The organism is Abyssibius alkaniclasticus (assembly GCF_020447305.1).
In the GTDB taxonomy this organism is placed as follows: domain Bacteria; phylum Pseudomonadota; class Alphaproteobacteria; order Rhodobacterales; family Rhodobacteraceae; genus Abyssibius; species Abyssibius alkaniclasticus.
On record NZ_CP095732.1, the window covers coordinates 1,876,220 to 1,894,907 of the forward strand.

Sequence of the window (18,688 nt, forward strand, 5' to 3'; positions counted from 1 at the left end):
GGTTCAGGCGCCAAATGCCTCGGGCCGGGCGGCGCGGGCCATATGGTCAAGCACGGCATTCACGAATTTGGCTTCCTTGCCTTCGGGGAAGAAGGCCTTGGCCACATCGACAAATTCGTTGATGGCCACCTTGATGGGCGTGTCTTGGGTAATGATTTCGGCGCCGGCGGCGCGGAACAGCGCGCGCAGGGTCGGGTCGATCCGGCCAAGCGGCCAACGGTCGACCAGCGCCTTGTCGGTAAGCTGGTCAATGCGCGCCTGATGGTTGACGGCTTCCAGCGTAAGCGCGCGAAACAGGTCAACATCGCCCTCGGCCATCGTGTCACCTTCGTAAACCGCACCAAACCGGTGGTTTTCGAACTCTTCGCGCACGGCCTCGGCGGGCTGGCTGGCCGCTTCCATCTGGAACAGCGCCTGCACCGCATAAAGCCGTGCTGCCGAACGCATCTGGCGCTTGGCGCTTTGCGCAGAACTGGGGGTGGGTTTACTCATGAATCTGGTCCGTTGCGGCAATTTGAATATGCTGTGAACTCGGCGCAATACGCCCCAGCCTGGGCTTTGTAAAGCGACGATCAAGCGCGATCAGGTGCATGGCGGCCGCCGCGGCCCCGCCGCCCTTGTCCTGGCCCGCAACCTCGGCGCGCACCGCGGCCTGCTCGAAATTCTCGACGGTCAGAATGCCATTGCCAATGCACAGCCCTTCAAGCCCCAGCAGGCTCAGGGCGCGCGAACTGTCATTGCAGACCGTGTCATAATGCGTGGTTTCGCCGCGAATGATGCAGCCAAGCGCGACGAACCCGTCAAAACCGGCCGCACTGGCCAGGCGGATGGCGGTTGGAATTTCCAGCGCACCCGGCACTTCCACAAGCGCGTGGGTCGCACCGGCCGCCTCGATCCGCCGCTGCGCACCGGCCACAAGCTCGGCGGCGATATCCTTGTAATAGGGGGCGACGACTATCAGCAGCCTGGTCGGGTCCTCGAATTTCGGGTCTTCAAGCTGGTGGTGGGAAATGCTGGCGGCCATTTTCTATGTCCTTGGTTCAAACGCGCGCGTGGCGGTTATGTTCAGCCCGTAACCCTCGACGCCAATCAGCTTTGGAGCGGGCGAGTTGGTGAGCAAAATCATGTCCTGCACGCCAAGCCCGCCCAGAATTTGCGCACCAACCCCGTATTGGCGCAAAATGAGCTGGCTGTCGCCCTCGCTTGGCTTGGCGTGGTTCATGTCCGATAGCAGCACCACAACGCCGCGCCCCTCGGCCACAATCGCCGCCATTGCGCCGTGCAAGATGCCGGCGCGGGCGGGGTTCAGGCCAAGCAGGTCATCTTCGGGCTGGATGGCATGAACGCGCGCCAGCACCGGTGTGTCGCCCGGAATTTCGCCCAGACACAGCGCGATATGCTCGTCATTCGTGGTGGTGTCGCGAAAGCGGCGCAAGACCCAATCGCCGCCATAAAGCGAAGAGACGGGGCGGCTTTCCACCTCGCGCACCAGATTATCGTGCTTGCGACGATAGGCGATGAGGTCGGAAATGGTGCCGATGTTCAGCTTGTGCTTTTGGGCAAAGGCAATCAGGTCGGGCAGGCGGGCCATTGTCCCGTCATCCTTCATGATCTCGCAAATAACGCCGGCGGGCGTGAGCCCGGCCAGGCGGGCGATGTCGGTTGCCGCCTCGGTATGGCCCGCGCGCACCAGCACCCCGCCTTCGCGGCTGCGCAAGGGGAATACATGGCCCGGCGTGGCAATGTCTTGCGGGTGGCTTTCGGGGTCGATTGCCACGGCAACAGTGCGCGCGCGGTCATGGGCGGAAATGCCGGTCGTTACCCCTTCGCGCGCCTCGATGGACACCGTAAAGGCGGTTTCATGGCGCGACGAGTTCTTGGCGGCCATGAGCGGAAGGCCAAGCTGGTCGAGCCGCGCGCCGGTCAGCGTGAGGCAGATCAGCCCACGCCCGTGGGTCGCCATGAAGTTGATCGCCTCTGGCGTGGCCATTTGCGCCGGAATGACAAGGTCGCCCTCATTCTCGCGGTCTTCATGGTCGACCAGAATGAACATCCGCCCGGCGCGGGCATCGGCGATAATCTCCTCGACACTGGCAATGGCGTTGGAAAATTCGGCTTCAGCCATTCTGTGTCTCCTGAGAAAAATACCGGCTGGCGGGCAGATAGGCGGCCAGCTTACCCGCCGTCACCCATTCACGCTCTACCTCGGGGGCGCCAACCAGCACCACGCCGCCCGAAGGGAATTTGCCCAGTGCTTCGCGCAGGCTTTGGCGCATTTCAGCCCAGGGCGCAAAAGGGGCGGGGGCGCGGGTGATTGTGCTGAACAGCGGGTTTTGCGGCAGGGGCAGGGGCGGGTTGACCGCCAGCAGCCGCCCGCAATCTTGCAAGGCTTCAAGTTGTTCTGCCGCTTCGGGGGCCAGCACATCCTGGCTGCGTAACAGCCGCAGCGCATTGGTTGAAAACAGGAAGGCCACCACATCCTGCCCCGATTCCGCGCGGATCGAGGCATAGGTTTTGTAGTTCAAGCCAAGCTCGCGCGCCCGCACCATCTGGCTGCGCACAATCTCGATCGGCACGGTTTTCAGCAGGCTGCGGCGGGCCTGTTGCCAGCAATGCGTGCGCCAGCTTGTGCCCGGCTCCATTGTCGGGCCGTTATTATGGCCGATCATGCGCATTGCGCCGCCCAATCCTGCAAGCGCGCCACATAGCGCGCCATCGTGTCGATTTCGAGGTTCACCGAATCGCCTGCCGCCACCCCACCCCAGGTGGTAACAGCCTTGGTATGCGGGATGAGGTTGACACCGAACACCGCGCCGTCAACCTCGTTCACCGTAAGCGAGGTGCCGTTCAGCGCAACCGAGCCTTTGGGGGCGATGAACTTTGCCAGATCACGCGGCGCTTCAAAGCGGATGCGCGTGCTGTCGCCCTCGTCAGTAACCGAAAGCACCCTGGCCTGCCCGTCGACATGGCCGCTGACGATATGGCCGCCAAGCTCGTCGCCCAGGCGCAGGGCGCGTTCAAGGTTCACACCGCGCCCGATATGCCAGAGCGCGCCGATATTGGTTTTGGAAAGCGTTTCGGCCGAGATATCAACATCGAACCAGCCGCGCCCATCGGCATCGCCCCGGGCCACGACGGTAAGACAGACCCCGTCACAGGCGACAGATGCGCCGATATCCAGGCTTGCACCCGCATGGGCCGTGGCAATACGCGCGCGCAAATCGCCCGATTGCTCCAGTGCCACAATAGTGCCAATATCGCTGATTATACCGGTGAACATGGCCGCGCCCCTTGCTGCAAATCTGCCTTAACCGCCAGACGCTTCTTGGTAAACAATGCAAGGGCGGGCGACAAGGGCCAGGCACAAGATTGGCACTGCCCCACCGGCGCAGTGCCCAGACGTTTAACGAATTCAGGATTTCAGTGCCGCTATGGCCGACCAAGACCGCAAGTTTTTGTTTCTGCAAGGCCCGCACGGCCCGTTTTTTGGCCAAGTGGCGCAGCGATTGCGCGCAACGGGGGCCGGGGTGGCGCGGATCGGCTTCAACCGGGGCGACCAGCATTTCTGGCCGCGTGGCTTGCCCTATACCGCCTATGGGCCGCAAATGGGCGATTTTTCGGCCTTTCTGCGCGGCTATATCGCCAGCCACGCGGTCAGCGACCTGGTTCTTTATGGCGACAGCCGCCCGCACCATGCAGCAGCACGCGCCGTGGCAGGCAGCCTTGGCCTGACGGTGCATTGCTTTGAGGAAGGCTATTTGCGCCCCTATTGGGCGACTTACGAGCGGGGGGGCGTGAACGGAAACTCGGCCCTTATGCAGATCGGCCTGCCCGAAATGCGCGCCGCCTTGCGCGTGGCCGGGGCACATGCGCCCGCCGCACCCAGCCAATGGGGCGCGCTGTGGCACCACACCTGGTATGGGTTTCGCTACCATCTGAACTTTTTGCGCCCGCCCGGGGCGCATGGTGCGCGCAAGACCCATCGCAGCCATTCGGTGCTGTCGGAACTGCGCCTGCATATCCGCCGGCTTCTCTGGCTGCCGCTGGCCGCGCTGCGCCGCCGCATTCAGACCCGCGCGGTGCTGCGCTCGGGCGCGCCCTTTCATCTGGGTCTGCTGCAACTTGGGCATGATGCCAGCCTGCGCGCCCATTCCGACTATCAGTGTATGCGCGACTTTGTGCGCGATGTCATGGAAGGCTTTGCCAAAGCGGCGCCCGCCCACCACCAGCTTGTGTTCAAGGCGCATCCGCTGGAGGACGGGCGCGAAGCCTTGCGCCGTTTCGTGCGCCAGCAGGCCCGCAACATGGGTGTGGCCGGGCGGGTGCATTACATTATGGGCGGCAGAATCGGTGCCATGCTCGATAAGGCGCGCAGCGCGGTTACGGTCAACTCCACCGCCGCCCAGCAGGCGCTGTGGCGTGGCCTGCCCGTGCTGGCGCTTGGGCGCGCGGTTTATGCCAAACCGGGGCTGGTGGCCGACCAGAGCCTGACCGCGTTTTTCGCCAACCCGCAAAAGCCTGACCGTGATGCCTATGCCGATTTTCGCCAGTTCCTGCTTGAAACCTCGCAATTCAGCGGCGGGTTTTATACAGCAGCAGGCCGTGCGCAGCTTTTGCGTGGCGTCGTTGACAAGATCCTGGCGCCAGCCGATGCCTATGCGCAGATTTTGCCATCTGCGCAGCACACACCCACACTGAGGGTTGTGTCAGCGCCCCCAAACGGGCAAAAGATGTAGCGGTAGGGCGCTAAATCGCTATACTCACAAAAAAATGGGGCGGATGGATTTGCAGATGGGTTTTCGGGCTGTGCGGCTGGGGCTGATTCTTGGGCTTGGATTGCTTGTTTCGGCCTGTCAAATGCCGCGATCCGGCCCGAATGCGGCGGAAATCCTGTCGGGTTCGGTTGAAAACGGCGGCACCATGCATGTGGTGCTGGTGAATGACCGCGTTGCCGATGCGTCTTATGTTGATGATACGCTTGGCTTTACCCGTGCTTTTCTGAATGCCGGCGTTGCCTCGGTCAGCCGCATCAACCCCGGCGATTTGCTGAATATCACCATTTGGGAAAATATTGAAAACGGGCTGCTTGTGGCGGCTGGCACCAACTCCATTGTGCTGCCCGCCGTGCAGGTTGACGAGCTTGGCAATATTTTTGTGCCCTATGCCGGCACGATCTCTGCCTCGGGGCGCACACCGGATGAGCTGCGCGAAGAAATTACCCGTGAACTTGCCCGCCAAACCCCCGACCCGCAAGTCGAAGTGCGGCGCGAGGCCGGCGATGGGGCAACCGTCAGCGTGGTTGGCCCAGTCGGGCGGCAGGGCGTTTATCCGCTCGAAAACTCCAACCGCCGGCTTACGGGCATGTTGGCGGTGGCCGGTGGTGCGCAATCCAACCCCGGTGTGACGCAGATAACCGTGCAGCGTGGCGGGCAAACCGGGCGCATCTGGCTGGAAGATCTTTATGCCAATTCCGACAATGACATTCCGCTGCGCGCGGGCGATCGGGTAATTGTTGAAGAAAACGTGCGCTATTTCACGGCACTTGGCGCAGCCAACAAGCAGGCGCAGCTTGTGCTTGGCGCGCGCGAGCAGACGGTGATTGACGGGTTGGCCGCCATTGGCGGGCTGAACAACAACACCGCCAACCCGCGTGGAATTTTCATTCTGCGCACCGAAACGGCCGAAATTGCCAACCGCGTTCTGCAACGCAATGATCTGACAACACCGCAGCGCATTGCCTATGTGATTGATCTGACCGTGCCGGAGGGGCTGTTCATTGCACAGGAATTCCGGCTGCGCGACCGCGATTCGCTTTTTGCGAGCGAGGCGAATTACGTTGCCTGGGGCCGGTTCCTGGATACCCTATCCAATGGCGTTGGTGCGATTTCCGATATTGCGACCATCATCGAAATTTTTTAGCTGACCGGCGCATAGCCAATGGAAGATCGCGGTGCAAACGATCGGACAAAGCGGCTGGGGGTCTATTCCCTTGGGATGCTTTCGCTGGCCAGCACGCGGCGGATATTGCGGCTGGCAGGCTGGCAGTTGCGCTATGCACCGCTGGCCCGTCGGCTCGATGCGCTGGCGGTTTGGGGCCGCAAACCCAGCGGGCGGCGCGCCCTGGCAAAGGCCGCGCAAAGCGGGCAGCAGCTTGTCACCGTGGAGGACGCGCCGCTGCGTTCGGTCTTGCCGGGGCGAAAATCGCCACCGCTTGGCCTGACGATCGACCCGGTCGGTGTGCATTTTGACGGGCAGAACCGCTCGACCCTGGAGCATATTCTGCAAACCGATACGCGGCTGGATGATCCGGCATTGCAGGCGCGCGCGGCAGCGGCAATTGAATTTCTTGCGCGTGCGGGCCTGTCAAAATACAACGCCCAGCCGCGCGGCGCGCAACCCGTGCCCGAAGCAGGCTATGTGCTGGTGATTGACCAAAGCTTTGAGGATGCCAGCGTGCGCCACGGCAATGCCGATGCCGCGACCTTTCAGACCATGCTGGCCGCCGCGCGGCGCGAGCATCCGGGCAAGCGCATCGTGATCCGCAGCCATCCGGCCAGTGGCGCCGGGGCAAGACCCGGCTATTTCAGCGCGAAGGATTGCGATGAAACCTGCCAGATATGGCCCCATCCGACCAACCCCTGGGATATGTTGGAAGGTGCCGCTGCGGTTTACTGCGTCACCTCGCAGATCGGGTTCGAGGCGATCTTGGCAGGCCACCGCCCGCGCGTCTTTGGCCTGCCATTCTATGCCGGTTGGGGGCTAAGCGATGATGCGCAAAGCACCGGCCGGCGCAGCCGCAGCCTGAACCGCGACCAGCTTTTCGCCGGTGTGATGATTCTGAACCCTGTCTGGCACGACCCGTTTGCCAATGCGCTTTGCAGCCTGGAGCGCGCGCTGTGCATTCTCGAGGCGCGGGCGCGGGCGCATTGGGTGCTGCCACAGGGCAGCCCGGCAAGCGGAATGCGCCGTTGGAAGCGCCATAGCCTTCGGCGCTTTTTGAACCATCCGCGCTATAGCGAGCCGCCCGAAGCCGGGCTTGCGCGGGCGCAAAAACTGGGCAAACCATTGGCGGTCTGGGCCAGTCGAACGCCCGAAACCCTGCCAGATGCCGCCCGAAAGGCCGGCGTGCGGCTGGTGCAGGTTGAAGACGGGTTTCTGCGCTCTATCGGTTTGGGGGCGGAACTTGTGCCCGCACAATCACTGGTGATGGATGATGTCGGCATTTACTTCAACCCGGCGCACCCCTCAAGGCTGGAGACGCTGATCGCACAGGCGGCAACGCGCGATTGCGCCCGCGGTGCCGTGCTGCGCGCACAGGTCGTGGCGGCAGGCCTGTCGAAATACAATCTTTCCGGCCCCGTCGATCTGCCGCCGCGCGATGGGCGGCTGCGCATTCTGGTGCCGGGGCAGGTGGAAGACGATGCCTCGATCCGCATGGGTGCCGTTGATCTGCGCAGCAACGAGGCCCTGCTCAAAGCCGTGCGGCAGGCCTATCCAACCGCGTTCATCATTTACAAGCCCCACCCCGATGTTGTGGCGGGGCTGCGCATTGGCGCGGTTGCCGATGCCGGTGTCCTGGCCGATATGGTCATCCACCGGGCCGCACCCGCCGCACTTTTTGCGCAGGTGGACCGCGTGGCGACATTGACCTCGTTGATGGGATTCGAAGCCTTGATGCACGGCCTGCCCGTCACCTGTTTTGGCCTGCCTTTCTATGCTGGCTGGGGGCTGACAGATGATCGCGCCACACCCCCCGCACGCCGCCGCGCGCGGCCCGATCTTGACCAGTTGGCGCAGGCGGTGCTGATTGACTATCCGCTTTACCGCGACCCGCTGACCGGCGCGGCTTGCCCACCCGAAGTGCTGGTGGAACGCATGGTCGCAGGCCAGGGCAAACAGCCCTGGTATCTGCGCAGTCTTGCCCGCCTCCAGCGGGTGCTACGCCTCTAGCTCGACCCAGATCGGCACATGATCGCTGGGTTTGTCGCGCCCGCGCATATGCCTGTCGATCTTGCAATCGCGCAGCCGGTCGGCGGCTTGCGGGCTCAGCAGGAAATGGTCGATGCGGATACCGTCATTCTTGTTCCAGGCACCTGCCTGAAAATCCCAGAAGGTATAATTCATCGGGGCGGCGTCACGCGCGCGAAACGCATCGGTAAAGCCAAGGTTCAGCACCTCGCGCCACAGGGCAAGGCTTTCGGGCCGATACAGCGCATCGCCCCACCAGTCATCGGGGCGCTGGGCGTCTTCGGGCTGGGGGATGATGTTGAAATCACCGCACATCAACGCAATCTCCTCGCTGGCCAGCAGCTCGGCGGCACGGGCCTTCATCCGCGCCATCCAGCGCAGTTTATAGGGGAATTTCGGGCTATCGACCGGGTTGCCATTGGGCAGATACAGCCCGCAGATGCGCACGGTGTTGATGGTGGCTTCGATCCAGCGGGCCTGCTCGTCTTCCGGGTCGCCCGGCAGGCCGCGCACCACATCCTCGATCGGGAATTTCGACAGGATCGCCACACCGTTGAAGCTTTTCTGGCCGTGGGTTTCGATATTATAGCCCAGATCCTCGATCGGCTCGCGCGGAAAATTCTCGTCTATCGATTTGATTTCCTGTAGGCACACAACGTCGGGCGCGGCCTCGGCAAGCCAGTCGAGCAGGGCGGGCAGGCGGGCCTTGATGCCGTTGATGTTGAACGAGGCGATTTTCATGGGGCAAGCTCCGAAAGGTTACACCAGTCTTAGCGGGCAAAGCGGGGCATGGGCAACGGATAATGCCGATGCGCCCATCATCCGCGTTCTGGGCGAGCGGCATACCGGCACACGCGCCATGATCGGCATGATCGAGGCTTTGCCGCATTTAAGCGCCAGCTACACAACCCCCGCCGCGCGCGGCGCGCGCCATGTGCTGAACCTGATGAAAGCCGCCGCCGATGTCGAGGCCAGATCACAGGGCGGCAGCGAGGTGCAATCGGCATTTCGCGATGCAAAATCTTTGGCCCGGCCCCGCGCGGCCTGCTGGAAACATGCGTATATGCAATGGGATGACAGCTTTTTCGCGTTGGCGGGTGTGATCATTTCGCAGCGCAACCCGTATTCATGGGTTCTGGCCATGTTTTCAAGGCCATACCACCATGTCGGGGCGCGTATCAAAGACCTGGATACCTTTATTTCCACCCCGTGGCTGACCATCCCGCGCGAGCGGATGGCGCTGGCCGTCGCCTCGCCCGTGGCCTTGTGGGTTGAAAAACTTGCCGCGGCGCAGCGTTTTGCAAAACAGGCTGAAATTCCGGTGACATTTCTGGCCTTCGAGCCGTTTCTGGCCGACCCGGTGGCCAGGCTGGGCGCGGCCCTGTCTGAACTTGGCCAAAGCGCCGAGGGGCTTGTGGCGCTTGCGCAAAGCACCAAGACCGAAGAGCCGCTTGAAAAGGTTCAGGCGCGCCATGCGGCCGAGCCCTGGCGCAAGTGGCTGACATCGGCGCAGGTGGCGGCGATCAATGCGCATCTCGATCCGGAGGTGGCAGAAGCAGCGGGCTATGCACTTGAAAACCCGGCAAATTTTCCGGATGTTCTGGCGGACGCCGATGCCCGGACCCTGCAAGATTATTTAACCCACAGGCAGGCAAACAAGCCGCATAGGGCCTGAAGCTACATGGAAAACGATGTGCCGCAGCCGCAAGACGATGTGGCATTCGGGTTGTTCACCACGAAGCGTGCGCCAATCAGCTCGGCCGAAAAATCAATCTCCGCACCCGCCAGAAACGGCATCGATACCGGGTCGATCAGCACCGAAAGCCCGTCTTTTGCGATGACCGTATCATCATCGGCCGGGGCTTCTTCAAGGTGGATGTCATATTGAAAGCCCGAACAGCCGCCACCATCCACCGCCACGCGCAAGCAGGGCAGGCTGGCATCCTTGGCGACAATCGCGCCAAGCCGCGCAAATGCACGGTCCGAGACTTTGGGCGGCAGTATCAGTGACATCTGGCACCTTTGGTGAGTGTTGCTATAACAGTCCTAATGTAGGCGGGCAGCAGACCCGCGACAAGTGCGGAGCGTGGCGAGATGTTGGCGAAATTTGCAACGCGGGCTGAAAACAGCCGCGGGCGGTTGTTTGTGGAGGATGAAAGCGCGCATCGCAGCGCTTTTCAGCGCGACCGTGACCGGATCATCCACTCCTCGGCCTTTCGGCGGCTCAAGCATAAAACCCAGGTGTTTGTAGAGCATGAGGGCGATTACTTCCGCACCCGGCTGACCCATTCGATCGAGGTGGCGCAGGTGGCGCGCACAATCGCCCGCACCTTGGGGCTGAACGAGGATCTGACCGAAGCCGTGGCGCTGGCGCATGACCTTGGCCACACGCCCTTTGGCCATACCGGCGAGGATGCCTTGGCCGAATGCATGGCCCCCTATGGCGGGTTCGACCATAACGCACAGGCCATCAAAATCGTAACCATGCTGGAGCGACATTATGCCGATTTCAACGGCCTGAACCTGACATGGGAAGCGCTGGAAGGCATCGCCAAGCATAACGGCCCCGTGCTGGGCGACGTGCCCGCCATGCTGGCCGAATACAGCGCGAAACATGATCTGGAGCTTGGCACCTATGCCAGCGCCGAAGCGCAGGTCGCCGCCATTTCCGATGACATTGCCTATAACAACCACGACCTCGATGACGGGCTGCGCGCCGGCCTGTTTTCTGAAACCCAAATCCGCGAATTGCCGATCATCGGCGCCTGTTATGACAGGGTCGAGGCGCTCTATCCCGACCTTGACCATATCCGCCGCCGCCACGAGGCGTTGCGCCGCGTGTTTGGCGTGATGGTGGAAGATGTGCTGGCGGAAAGCCGCCGCCTGCTGGCCGAAGCAAACCCGCAATCGGTGGATGATGTGCGCATGGCGGGCCGCCAGTTGATCGGGTTTTCCGATGGGTTGGCGGCTGATCTGAAACTCATCCGCGCGTTTTTCTTCAAACATATGTATCGCCACTGGAAGGTGCGGCGGATGCGGCGCAAGGCGGGCATGATCGTGCAGGAGATGTTCGGGATATTCATGGAAGACCCCGGCATGTTGCCCGATGGCTGGCAGGATTGGGCCCAAAAGGGCGATGCCACCCAGCGCGCCTGGGTCGTGGCCGATTACATTGCCGGCATGACCGACCGTTTCGCCCTGCAGGAATATGAAAAACTGACCGACCCGATGACCCGCGCCTAAGGGGCTGGTTCATGGCTTTTTGCCGTGTTATGTCGCCTCGAACCTCTAGAAAGCTATGATGATGAATCTGTTCGCAGACATGAAATTGCTGGTGCTGACCAGTTTGGAGAATTTGGTTGCCGAGGGCACGCTGCCTGCCGGGCTTGATTTTGGCAATGTGTCTGTTGAACCCCCGCGCGATGCGGGCCACGGCGATATGGCCACCAATGCCGCAATGGTGCTGGCCAAACCTTCGGGCATGAACCCGCGCGCCATTGCCGAAGCTTTGGCCGAACAGCTTGTAGCTGATGCCGTTGTCGAGACCGCCGAAGTGGCTGGCCCCGGCTTTTTGAACATGCGGCTGAGCGCCGATTTCTGGCGCGCCGTCGTGCCCGCAGCACTGGCCACGGGCAACGGTTTTGGCCGTTCCGGGGTTGGGGCAGGGCGCAAGGTGAACGTTGAATATGTCTCGGCCAACCCGACCGGCCCGCTGCATGTAGGCCATACGCGCGGCGCTGTTACCGGCGATGCATTGGCGCGTTTGCTGGATTTTGCCGGTTACAATGTAACCCGTGAATATTACATCAACGATGGTGGCGCGCAGGTCGATGTGCTGGCCCGCTCGGCCTATGAACGCTACCGCGAAGCCTGTGGCCTGTCGCCGGAAATTGCCGAAGGGCTTTACCCCGGCGACTATCTGGTGCCGGTGGGCGAGGCGCTGAAGGAAAAATACGGCGAAAGCCTGCTCAACCAGCCGGAATCCGTTTGGCTTGAAGATTTGCGCGACTTTGCGACCGACGCGATGATGAACCTGATCCGCAGCGACCTGAAATCGCTGAACGTGGAAATGGATGTGTTTTTCAGCGAGAAATCGCTTTACGGCACCGGGCGGATCGAGCAGGCGATTGCCACGCTTGATGCCAAGGGCCTGATCTATGAGGGCACGCTTGAACCCCCCAAGGGCAAAATGCCCGAGGATTGGGAGCCGCGCATCCAAACGCTGTTCAAATCGACCGAACATGGCGATGATGTCGACCGCCCGGTGAAAAAATCCGATGGCGCCTGGACCTATTTCGCCCCCGATATTGCCTATCACTACGATAAAATCCAGCGCGGCTTTGACGAGCTGATCGATGTGTTCGGCGCCGATCATGGCGGCTATGTGAAGCGCATGAAGGCGGCGGTGTCGGCACTTTCGGGCGGCAAGGTGCCGCTCGACATCAAGCTCTGCCAGCTTGTGAAGCTGATGAAGGACGGTGCGCCGTTCAAAATGTCCAAACGCGCCGGTAACTTTGTGTTGCTGCGCGATGTGGTCGATCTGGTTGGCCCTGATGTCACCCGTTTTGTGATGCTGACCCGCAAGAACGATGCACCGCTTGAGTTTGATTTCTCCAAGGCGCTGGAACAATCCAAGGACAACCCCGTATTCTACGTGCAATACGCCCATGCCCGCATTCACTCGGTGCTGGCGCGCGGTGGCAACCCCGCCGATGGTGCGCTTGGCGGGGCCGATATGGCCCTGCTCACCCAGCCGGGTGAAATGGCGCTGATCAAGAAACTGGCCGAATGGCCGCGTGTGCTGGAACAGGCCGCCCAGGCGCATGAGGCGCACCGCGTTGCGTTCTATCTTTATGAACTGGCTTCGGCCTTTCACAGCCTGCAACATCAGGGCAAGCTCGACGCCACCCAGCGTTTCAACGTTGAAGGCGATGCGCCCCTGACCCTTGCGCGCCTTGCCCTTGTGCGCGCAACGCAGTTTGCATTGCAGGCGGGCCTTGGTATTCTCGGTGTGACCCCCGTGGAAGAGATGCGCTAAGCATCCGACATTTTGGGGTTGGAGCAGGGCGGCACACAATATAAAGTGTCGCAAGAAGGCGAATAGATATGCAGGACGTTGATTCCGAATCGCGTTCGCGGCGCAATGCGCCCGCGGATGATGGTGAACCCACAGGGTTTGCAGCCAGGGCTGTGCTTTGGTTTGGCGCCGTTTTGTCCATCGTTCTGGTGGCGGGCGTGGTCTATTGGGCCTATTCACTTGGCCAGCGCGATGCGAGCGAAGTGCCGGTCATACGTGCGCTGGCCGGGTTGCCGCGCGAACGCCCCGCCGAAGCCGGTGGCACACAGGTGCCCAATCAGGGTCTGGCCGTGAACGAAGTTCTGGGCGGCACCGAATCGGCTGACCCAACGCAAATGGCGGCCCTTGCACCCGAGGCCAGCGGCCTTGCCGCCGATGATCAGCCGGTTCTGCCAGATCTGGAATTGCAAGACAGTATCTCGCCCGAGGCCGAAAGCGGCGAGGTTGTGCCCGAGCCGCCCGGCAGCTTTGCCCCGCCGCTTCCCGCAGCGCCGGGCACAGCCGCCGAAGCCGCGCCTGAACCGCCCGAAAGCACCGAGGAGATCGACGAGGGCGTCAGTGTCACGCTTGACATTCCGCGCCCGCTGCGCCGTGCGCCCCGTGCCAGCACAAGCGCGGAAGATAGCGTTTTATCCGCCGCCATTGCCGAGGCATTGGCCCAGGCCAACGGGGCCGCGGCCACGCCGCCCCCCACATCGGTTGAACCCACCGCGCCTGCATCTGCCCCCGGCGATCTGCGCGAAGTGCCCATCGGCACGCGGATGATCCAGCTTGGCGCGTTTGACAGCGAGGCTGGCGCCGCTGCGCAATGGGACGGGCTTGCCGCAGCACATCCGCAGCTTTTTGCGACGATGGAGCGGTATATCGAGCGGCGTCAGGCCGGCGGGCGGGTGTTTTACCGGCTGCGCGCGCTAGGCTTTGACGACCTGGAACAGGCCCGCGCCATGTGTGCCGCTTTGTTGGCGCGCGATGTGCAATGCATTACCGTGACGGCCCGCGAATGAGCGCACGCGCCGCCATTTTTGCCCCCGCTGGCACCCGGCTAAGCGCAGATGAGGCGCGGTTTTTTGCGCAGGCAGAACCCTGGGGGTTCATCCTGTTTGCCCGCAATGTCGATAACCCCGACCAGTTGCGCCGCCTGACCGGCGATTTGCGCAAATCCGTGGGCCGCGATGCCCCGGTGCTGATCGATCAGGAAGGCGGGCGCGTGGCGCGGATGCGCAGCCCGCATTGGCAGGAATGGCTGGCCCCGCTCGACCTTGTGGCCGGTTTGCCCGACCCGGCTGCGCAGGCGCGCGCCATCACTTCGCGCTACCGGGTGATTGCAAGCGAGCTGCGCCGCGTCGGGATCGATGCGAATTGCGCACCCGTGCTGGATATCGCCACTGCGCAGACCCATCCGTTTTTGCGCAACCGTTGCCTGGGGGAGAGCGCCGTGCAGGTGGTGCGAAACGGGCGCGCGGCGGCTGATGCGCTGCTGGCGGGCGGTGTGTTGCCGATTGTCAAACACGCGCCGGGCCACGGCCGCGCCACGCAAGACAGCCACAAAGACCTTGCGCGCAGCGATGCCCCGCTTGCCGTTCTGCAGGCAGAAGATTTCGCGCCTTTCGCCGCGCTGGCGGATATGCCGCTGGCCATGACCGGGCATATTCTGTTTCCAGCACTCGATGCCGAAAACTGCGCCACATTCTCGCCCGTCATCCTGCGCTATCTGCGCCAGACGCTCGGCTTTGGCGGGCTGCTCATCTCGGACGATCTGTCGATGGAGGCGCTTCAAGGCGACATCGGCAGCCGGGCGGCCCGCGCGCTTGCCGCGGGTTGCGATATCGTGCTGCACTGCAATGGCCGGCTTGACGAAATGGCCATCATTGCCGCCATAGCCCCCGCGCTAGAAGGCGCCGCAGCACAGCGCGCCGCGCGCGCATTGGCGATGCGGCGCACACCCGAACCTTGCGACCTGCCAGCCATGCTTGCCGAGGCGCATCGCTTTGAACATGAGGTGCCCCATGCCCGATGATTTCGCCCCCGACAGCCTTGATGAACGTATCGCCGCCGAGGCGCTTGTTGTCGATGTCAACGGGTTTGAAGGCCCGCTCGATCTCCTGCTGACGCTTTCGCGCACGCAAAAGGTCGATCTGCGGCAGGTGTCTATCCTGAAACTGGCCGAGCAATATCTGGCCTTTGTCGAGGAAGCCAAGCGGTTGCGAATTGAACTTGCCGCCGATTATCTGGTCATGGCGGCCTGGCTTGCGTTCCTGAAATCGCGCCTGCTGTTGCCGCCCGAGCCGGGCGAGGAGGGGCCAAGCGGCGAGGAACTGGCCGCGCATCTGGCCTTCCAGCTCGAACGGCTGGAGGCGATGCGCCGCGCCGCTGCCCGGCTTATGGCGCGCGACCAGTTGGGCCGCGATTTCTTTGCGCGTGGCGATACGCAAATGGTCGAGCGCAAGAAGGTCGTTAAATATACCGCCACCGTGCTGGACCTGATGCAGGCCTATGCGCGCGTTAAAACCCGCGATGATTTTGAGCCGCTGCACCTGAAACGCAGCGCGGTTTACACGATGGAACAGGCGTTGGAGCGGATGCGCGGGCTGATCGGCCATGCGCTGGATTGGGGCGATCTGCGCCAGTTCCTGCCCGAAGCCTGGCGGCTGGACCCCAAGAAACGCCGCAGTGCCACCGCCGCCACCTTTGCCGCGGCACTTGAGCTTGCCAAGGACGGCAAGGTCGAACTGCGTCAGGCGGGCATGTTTGAACCCATCCATTTGCGCCGCAGGGAAGTCTGATGGGCGAAGATGTGCAAAGCCTATTCGAGGCCCCGCCGCTGCCGGAACAAGAGCGCATGGTCGAGGCGATTCTCTTTGCCAGCGCCGCGCCGCTAAGCCTTGCGACGCTCAACACCCGCCTGCCGCATGGCTGTGATGCCGCCGAGGCGATTGCGCATCTGAAAAAACGCTATGTCGGGCGGGGTGTGCAGCTTGTGCGCGTGAACGATGCCTATGCGTTTCGCACCGCCCCCGACCTTGGTTTTCTGATGACCAAGGAACAGATCGAACATCGCAAATTGTCGCGCGCCGCCATCGAGACCCTGGCGATCATCGCCTATCATCAGCCCGTCACCCGTGCGGAAATTGAAGAAATTCGCGGGGTTTCGGTATCACGCGGCACGATTGATCTGCTGATCGAGCTTGATTGGGTGAAGATCGGCCGCCGCAAGATGACGCCGGGCCGCCCTGTCACCTTCACCGTCACCCAAACTTTCCTTGACCATTTCGGCCTGGAGACCCCGCGCGATTTGCCGGGCGTGAAAGAGCTGCGCGAAAGCGGAATGCTCGACAACCGCCCACCCCCCGGCAAGGGCGAGGATGAGGGCGAGGCCGATGCCGATACCGATGATTTTTTCGACTAGCCCCTAGGTGCTTTTGAAATGCTTGGCCAGCTTCAGCCCCTGGCCCTGATAGTTGGATTTCAGATCGGCACCATAAAGGATATCGGGCGTTTCGGCCATATTCTCATAAACCAGCCGCCCGACAATCTGCCCGTGCTCCAGCGCGAAGGGTGCCTCGTGGCAGCGCACTTCCAGCACGCCGCGCGCGCCTTTGCCACCGGCGGCGGCATGGCCGAATCCGGGGTCGAAAAACCCCGCATAATGCACCCGGAACTCGCCCACCATCGCCACATAGGGGGCCATTTCGGCGGCATATCGCGGCGGGATATGCACCGCCTCGCGGCTGACGAGAATGTAGAACGCGCCGGGGTCGAGGATGATGCGGCCCTGTTCGCTATGCACCTCGTCCCAAAACGCGGCCACGGGGTAATGGTTGAGTTTTTCAAGGTCGATCAGCCCGGTATGGGGGCGCGCGCGCCAGCCGACATGGCGGGTTTTGGCGGGCGCAAGATCGACCGAAAAGCCAAGCCCCTGGTCGATATGCGCTTCGCCATCGACCAGCAGGTCGCGCGCATTCAGGTCGCGCAGCGCATCGTCATTCAGCAGCACCTGCCCGTGGCGAAAGCGGATCTGGTTCAACCGCACACCGGGGCGGGCAAGCACCGAAAACGAGCGCGGCGAGATTTCGGCGTAAAGCGGGCCGGTATAGCCAGCATCGACACGGTCAAATTCGGTGCCATTATCGGCAATCAGGCGGGTGAACAGGTCAAGCCGCCCGGTGCTTGATTTGGCATTGGCCACGGCGGTCACATCGGTTGGCAGCGCCAGGCGCTCTTGCAATTCCACAACATAGACACAGCCCTTTTCCAGCACCGCGCCTTGGCTCAGGTCCAGCGCGTGCATCGAAAAATCGGCCAGCCTGTCGGCCACGCTGTTGCCCGCACCCGGCAGGAACGAGGCGCGCACCCGCCAGGCCCGCGCCCCAAGCCGCAGGTCTATCGAGGCGGGCTGGATCTGGGCGTCGGGGATGGGGGCACTGGCGGAAATCATGCCACCCGCGATCATCTTGCGCAGCACCTGGCTGGGCAGCACACCCTTGTTCGGGCACATCTCGGTAATTGTGTTCATCATACCCCCTGATAGCAAAAAACGCCGACCAATGGTCAGCGTTTTTTAGCTGGTCGGGCTAGCAGGATTCGAACCTACGACCTTCCGTCCCCCAGACGGACGCGCTACCAGACTGCGCTATAGCCCGACGCGGCTGTTATAGTCATCTTCTTGGGCGGGGCAAGGGGCAAAAGCGCGCAAACCGGCGCTTAAAGCGAATCAATATCCCGATCGGCGGCAGCGGCCACGCGGTCGCGCAGGTTTGACAATTGCCGATGGATTTCGCGCAATGAGAGAGCGGGCGCGGTGGCCTTTTCGGCCGGCACCGGCGGGGCCTTTGGGGTTTTGGCCGGAGCCGGATCGGGGGCCGGTTCGGGGGCCGAAACAGGCGCAGGGGCAGAAGCGGCGGCGGCAGGCGCAGGTTTCGCCGCGGCTTCGGCCTCGGCTGCGCCAAGCTCGACGACATGGCGAATGCCGCGTTCGCGCAACAGTTTTTGCGCGCCCCGAATGGTCAGCCCGTCGCCATGCAGCAGGCGCTGCAAGCCGCGCAGCAGGCGCACATCATCGGGGCGATAATAGCGCCGCCCGCCGCCGCGCTTGACCGGACTGATCTGGTGAAACTTGGTTTCCCAAAAGCGCAAAACATGCGCTGGAACGCCTAAATCCTCCGCGACCTCGCTGATTGTGCGGAAAGCATCGGGCGATTTTTCCATTGCCCGGCCTTAAGACTTCTTGCCGGAATCAACCCGCTCTTTCATCAGGTGAGAGGGGCGAAATGTCAGCACACGGCGCGGTGCAATGGGCACTTCCTCGCCGGTTTTCGGGTTGCGGCCAACGCGCGCGTTTTTCGAGCGCACCGAAAATGTGCCGAAAGAAGAAATTTTCACCGTCTCGCCTGATGCGAGCGCGTCTGACATATGGTCCAACACCGATTCAACCAAACTTGCGGAATCGTTGCGCGAAAGGCCGACTTCACGAAACACTGCTTCACCCAAATCCATTCGCGTCAGGGTTGAACTACTCATATGACATCTCCAAAAATAATAAGGCTAAGTTAGGTGCATTCCTGAAAAGGAGTCAATATCAGACACTTGCGCGCCGCAGTTTGAATGCCAGATTAAGAAATATTCTGCCCAAAAGGGAAAATTTCT

General features: G+C 62.3%; 20 protein-coding genes and 1 tRNA gene. 10 read left to right on the forward strand and 11 right to left on the reverse strand.

What is annotated here, in order from left to right; genetic code table 11:
* Window positions 1–3: 3 nt before the first annotated feature.
* The 5 genes from nusB to LGT41_RS09420 are packed head-to-tail and all read right to left on the reverse strand — an operon-like array spanning window position 4 to window position 3,280.
* Window positions 4–492: a transcription antitermination factor NusB gene (gene nusB, locus LGT41_RS09400; RefSeq protein WP_274126621.1), complete on the reverse strand. Its 489-nt coding sequence runs from the start codon at window positions 490–492 to the stop codon at window positions 4–6.
* Entirely contained in the window at window positions 485–1,024 is a 540-nt protein-coding gene (locus tag LGT41_RS09405; protein WP_274126622.1) for a 6,7-dimethyl-8-ribityllumazine synthase, read from the reverse strand. The genes nusB and LGT41_RS09405 overlap by 8 nt, the downstream gene beginning before the upstream one ends.
* Before the next feature lie 3 nt (window positions 1,025–1,027).
* A complete protein-coding gene (gene ribB, locus LGT41_RS09410; RefSeq protein WP_274126624.1) occupies window positions 1,028–2,125 on the reverse strand; it encodes a 3,4-dihydroxy-2-butanone-4-phosphate synthase in 1,098 nt (365 codons plus the stop codon).
* Window positions 2,118–2,669, reverse strand: a complete 552-nt coding sequence (locus tag LGT41_RS09415; RefSeq protein ID WP_274126625.1) for a hypothetical protein — start codon at window positions 2,667–2,669, stop codon at window positions 2,118–2,120. Before LGT41_RS09415 ends, ribB begins: the two co-directional genes overlap by 8 nt.
* Window positions 2,666–3,280, reverse strand: a complete 615-nt coding sequence (locus LGT41_RS09420) for a riboflavin synthase (protein WP_274126626.1) — start codon at window positions 3,278–3,280, stop codon at window positions 2,666–2,668. The genes LGT41_RS09415 and LGT41_RS09420 overlap by 4 nt, the downstream gene beginning before the upstream one ends.
* A gap of 151 nt (window positions 3,281–3,431) precedes the next feature.
* Here LGT41_RS09420 and LGT41_RS09425 point away from each other — a divergent pair, with 151 nt between their 5' ends.
* The 3 genes from LGT41_RS09425 to LGT41_RS09435 are packed head-to-tail and all read left to right on the forward strand — an operon-like array spanning window position 3,432 to window position 7,950.
* Window positions 3,432–4,736: a capsule biosynthesis protein gene (locus LGT41_RS09425; protein ID WP_274126627.1), complete on the forward strand. Its 1,305-nt coding sequence runs from the start codon at window positions 3,432–3,434 to the stop codon at window positions 4,734–4,736.
* Window positions 4,737–4,791: 55 nt separating this feature from the next.
* Window positions 4,792–5,919, forward strand: a complete 1,128-nt coding sequence (locus LGT41_RS09430; RefSeq protein WP_274126628.1) for a polysaccharide biosynthesis/export family protein — start codon at window positions 4,792–4,794, stop codon at window positions 5,917–5,919.
* A gap of 18 nt (window positions 5,920–5,937) precedes the next feature.
* The gene (locus LGT41_RS09435; protein WP_274126629.1) at window positions 5,938–7,950 is read left to right on the forward strand and encodes a capsular polysaccharide biosynthesis protein; all 2,013 of its coding nucleotides are present in this window, start codon (window positions 5,938–5,940) and stop codon (window positions 7,948–7,950) included.
* On the opposite strand, the gene xth is transcribed toward LGT41_RS09435, so the two are convergent.
* On the reverse strand, window positions 7,939–8,709 hold the full coding sequence (gene xth, locus LGT41_RS09440; protein ID WP_274126630.1) for an exodeoxyribonuclease III: 771 nt from the start codon (window positions 8,707–8,709) through the stop codon (window positions 7,939–7,941). The genes LGT41_RS09435 and xth overlap by 12 nt on opposite strands.
* On the opposite strand from xth, the gene LGT41_RS09445 reads away from it, so the two are divergent.
* Window positions 8,678–9,643, forward strand: a complete 966-nt coding sequence (locus LGT41_RS09445; RefSeq protein WP_274126631.1) for a hypothetical protein — start codon at window positions 8,678–8,680, stop codon at window positions 9,641–9,643. The two genes, xth and LGT41_RS09445, sit on opposite strands and share 32 nt — an antisense overlap.
* A 2-nt stretch (window positions 9,644–9,645) precedes the next feature.
* Here LGT41_RS09445 and erpA read toward each other — a convergent pair whose 3' ends face one another.
* Window positions 9,646–9,975, reverse strand: a complete 330-nt coding sequence (gene erpA, locus LGT41_RS09450; RefSeq protein ID WP_274129702.1) for an iron-sulfur cluster insertion protein ErpA — start codon at window positions 9,973–9,975, stop codon at window positions 9,646–9,648.
* 87 nt (window positions 9,976–10,062) lie between these two features.
* On the opposite strand from erpA, the gene LGT41_RS09455 reads away from it, so the two are divergent.
* The 6 genes from LGT41_RS09455 (at window position 10,063) to scpB (ending at window position 16,451) form a co-directional block, all read left to right on the forward strand.
* Window positions 10,063–11,211, forward strand: coding sequence for a deoxyguanosinetriphosphate triphosphohydrolase (locus LGT41_RS09455; RefSeq protein WP_274126632.1), 1,149 nt, complete (start codon window positions 10,063–10,065; stop codon window positions 11,209–11,211).
* Window positions 11,212–11,272: 61 nt separating this feature from the next.
* Window positions 11,273–13,006 carry an arginine--tRNA ligase gene (gene argS / locus LGT41_RS09460; RefSeq protein WP_274129703.1) on the forward strand — a complete coding sequence of 578 codons (1,734 nt, stop codon included), beginning with the start codon at window positions 11,273–11,275 and terminating at the stop codon, window positions 13,004–13,006.
* A 68-nt stretch (window positions 13,007–13,074) separates the two neighbouring features.
* Window positions 13,075–14,049 (forward strand): SPOR domain-containing protein, encoded by a 975-nt coding sequence (locus LGT41_RS09465; RefSeq protein ID WP_274126633.1) that lies wholly within the window; start codon window positions 13,075–13,077, stop codon window positions 14,047–14,049.
* Window positions 14,046–15,062, forward strand: coding sequence for a glycoside hydrolase family 3 N-terminal domain-containing protein (locus LGT41_RS09470; protein ID WP_274126634.1), 1,017 nt, complete (start codon window positions 14,046–14,048; stop codon window positions 15,060–15,062). The genes LGT41_RS09465 and LGT41_RS09470 overlap by 4 nt, the downstream gene beginning before the upstream one ends.
* A complete protein-coding gene (locus LGT41_RS09475) occupies window positions 15,052–15,828 on the forward strand; it encodes a segregation and condensation protein A (RefSeq protein ID WP_274126635.1) in 777 nt (258 codons plus the stop codon). Before LGT41_RS09470 ends, LGT41_RS09475 begins: the two co-directional genes overlap by 11 nt.
* On the forward strand, window positions 15,828–16,451 hold the full coding sequence (gene scpB / locus LGT41_RS09480) for an SMC-Scp complex subunit ScpB (protein WP_274126636.1): 624 nt from the start codon (window positions 15,828–15,830) through the stop codon (window positions 16,449–16,451). Before LGT41_RS09475 ends, scpB begins: the two co-directional genes overlap by 1 nt.
* Before the next feature lie 3 nt (window positions 16,452–16,454).
* On the opposite strand, the gene LGT41_RS09485 is transcribed toward scpB, so the two are convergent.
* From LGT41_RS09485 to ihfA, 4 genes are all read right to left on the reverse strand, one after another.
* Window positions 16,455–17,561, reverse strand: coding sequence for a 2'-deoxycytidine 5'-triphosphate deaminase (locus LGT41_RS09485; RefSeq protein ID WP_274126637.1), 1,107 nt, complete (start codon window positions 17,559–17,561; stop codon window positions 16,455–16,457).
* Between the two features lie 47 nt (window positions 17,562–17,608).
* Window positions 17,609–17,685: transfer RNA gene (locus tag LGT41_RS09490), tRNA-Pro, on the reverse strand.
* A 61-nt stretch (window positions 17,686–17,746) separates the two neighbouring features.
* The gene (locus LGT41_RS09495; RefSeq protein WP_274126638.1) at window positions 17,747–18,250 is read right to left on the reverse strand and encodes a MerR family transcriptional regulator; all 504 of its coding nucleotides are present in this window, start codon (window positions 18,248–18,250) and stop codon (window positions 17,747–17,749) included.
* A gap of 9 nt (window positions 18,251–18,259) precedes the next feature.
* A complete protein-coding gene (gene ihfA / locus LGT41_RS09500; RefSeq protein WP_274126639.1) occupies window positions 18,260–18,562 on the reverse strand; it encodes an integration host factor subunit alpha in 303 nt (100 codons plus the stop codon).
* Between the last annotated feature and the right edge of the window lie 126 nt (window positions 18,563–18,688).

Excerpts from the sequence above, each read along its gene's own strand:
- LGT41_RS09430 (WP_274126628.1), top strand. The coding sequence starts at position 4,792 with ATGGGTTTTCGGGCTGTGCGGCTGGGGCTGATTCTTGGGCTTGGATTG.
- LGT41_RS09485 (WP_274126637.1), bottom strand. The coding sequence starts at position 17,561 with ATGATGAACACAATTACCGAGATGTGCCCGAACAAGGGTGTGCTGCCC.
- LGT41_RS09495 (WP_274126638.1), bottom strand. The coding sequence starts at position 18,250 with ATGGAAAAATCGCCCGATGCTTTCCGCACAATCAGCGAGGTCGCGGAG.
- argS (WP_274129703.1), top strand. The coding sequence starts at position 11,273 with ATGAATCTGTTCGCAGACATGAAATTGCTGGTGCTGACCAGTTTGGAG.
- LGT41_RS09435 (WP_274126629.1), top strand. The coding sequence starts at position 5,938 with ATGGAAGATCGCGGTGCAAACGATCGGACAAAGCGGCTGGGGGTCTAT.
- nusB (WP_274126621.1), bottom strand. The coding sequence starts at position 492 with ATGAGTAAACCCACCCCCAGTTCTGCGCAAAGCGCCAAGCGCCAGATG.
- ihfA (WP_274126639.1), bottom strand. The coding sequence starts at position 18,562 with ATGAGTAGTTCAACCCTGACGCGAATGGATTTGGGTGAAGCAGTGTTT.
- LGT41_RS09415 (WP_274126625.1), bottom strand. The coding sequence starts at position 2,669 with ATGATCGGCCATAATAACGGCCCGACAATGGAGCCGGGCACAAGCTGG.
- ribB (WP_274126624.1), bottom strand. The coding sequence starts at position 2,125 with ATGGCTGAAGCCGAATTTTCCAACGCCATTGCCAGTGTCGAGGAGATT.
- LGT41_RS09425 (WP_274126627.1), top strand. The coding sequence starts at position 3,432 with ATGGCCGACCAAGACCGCAAGTTTTTGTTTCTGCAAGGCCCGCACGGC.
- LGT41_RS09445 (WP_274126631.1), top strand. The coding sequence starts at position 8,678 with ATGCCGTTGATGTTGAACGAGGCGATTTTCATGGGGCAAGCTCCGAAA.
- xth (WP_274126630.1), bottom strand. The coding sequence starts at position 8,709 with ATGAAAATCGCCTCGTTCAACATCAACGGCATCAAGGCCCGCCTGCCC.
- LGT41_RS09475 (WP_274126635.1), top strand. The coding sequence starts at position 15,052 with ATGCCCGATGATTTCGCCCCCGACAGCCTTGATGAACGTATCGCCGCC.
- LGT41_RS09420 (WP_274126626.1), bottom strand. The coding sequence starts at position 3,280 with ATGTTCACCGGTATAATCAGCGATATTGGCACTATTGTGGCACTGGAG.
- LGT41_RS09455 (WP_274126632.1), top strand. The coding sequence starts at position 10,063 with ATGTTGGCGAAATTTGCAACGCGGGCTGAAAACAGCCGCGGGCGGTTG.
- LGT41_RS09405 (WP_274126622.1), bottom strand. The coding sequence starts at position 1,024 with ATGGCCGCCAGCATTTCCCACCACCAGCTTGAAGACCCGAAATTCGAG.
- LGT41_RS09465 (WP_274126633.1), top strand. The coding sequence starts at position 13,075 with ATGCAGGACGTTGATTCCGAATCGCGTTCGCGGCGCAATGCGCCCGCG.
- scpB (WP_274126636.1), top strand. The coding sequence starts at position 15,828 with ATGGGCGAAGATGTGCAAAGCCTATTCGAGGCCCCGCCGCTGCCGGAA.
- LGT41_RS09470 (WP_274126634.1), top strand. The coding sequence starts at position 14,046 with ATGAGCGCACGCGCCGCCATTTTTGCCCCCGCTGGCACCCGGCTAAGC.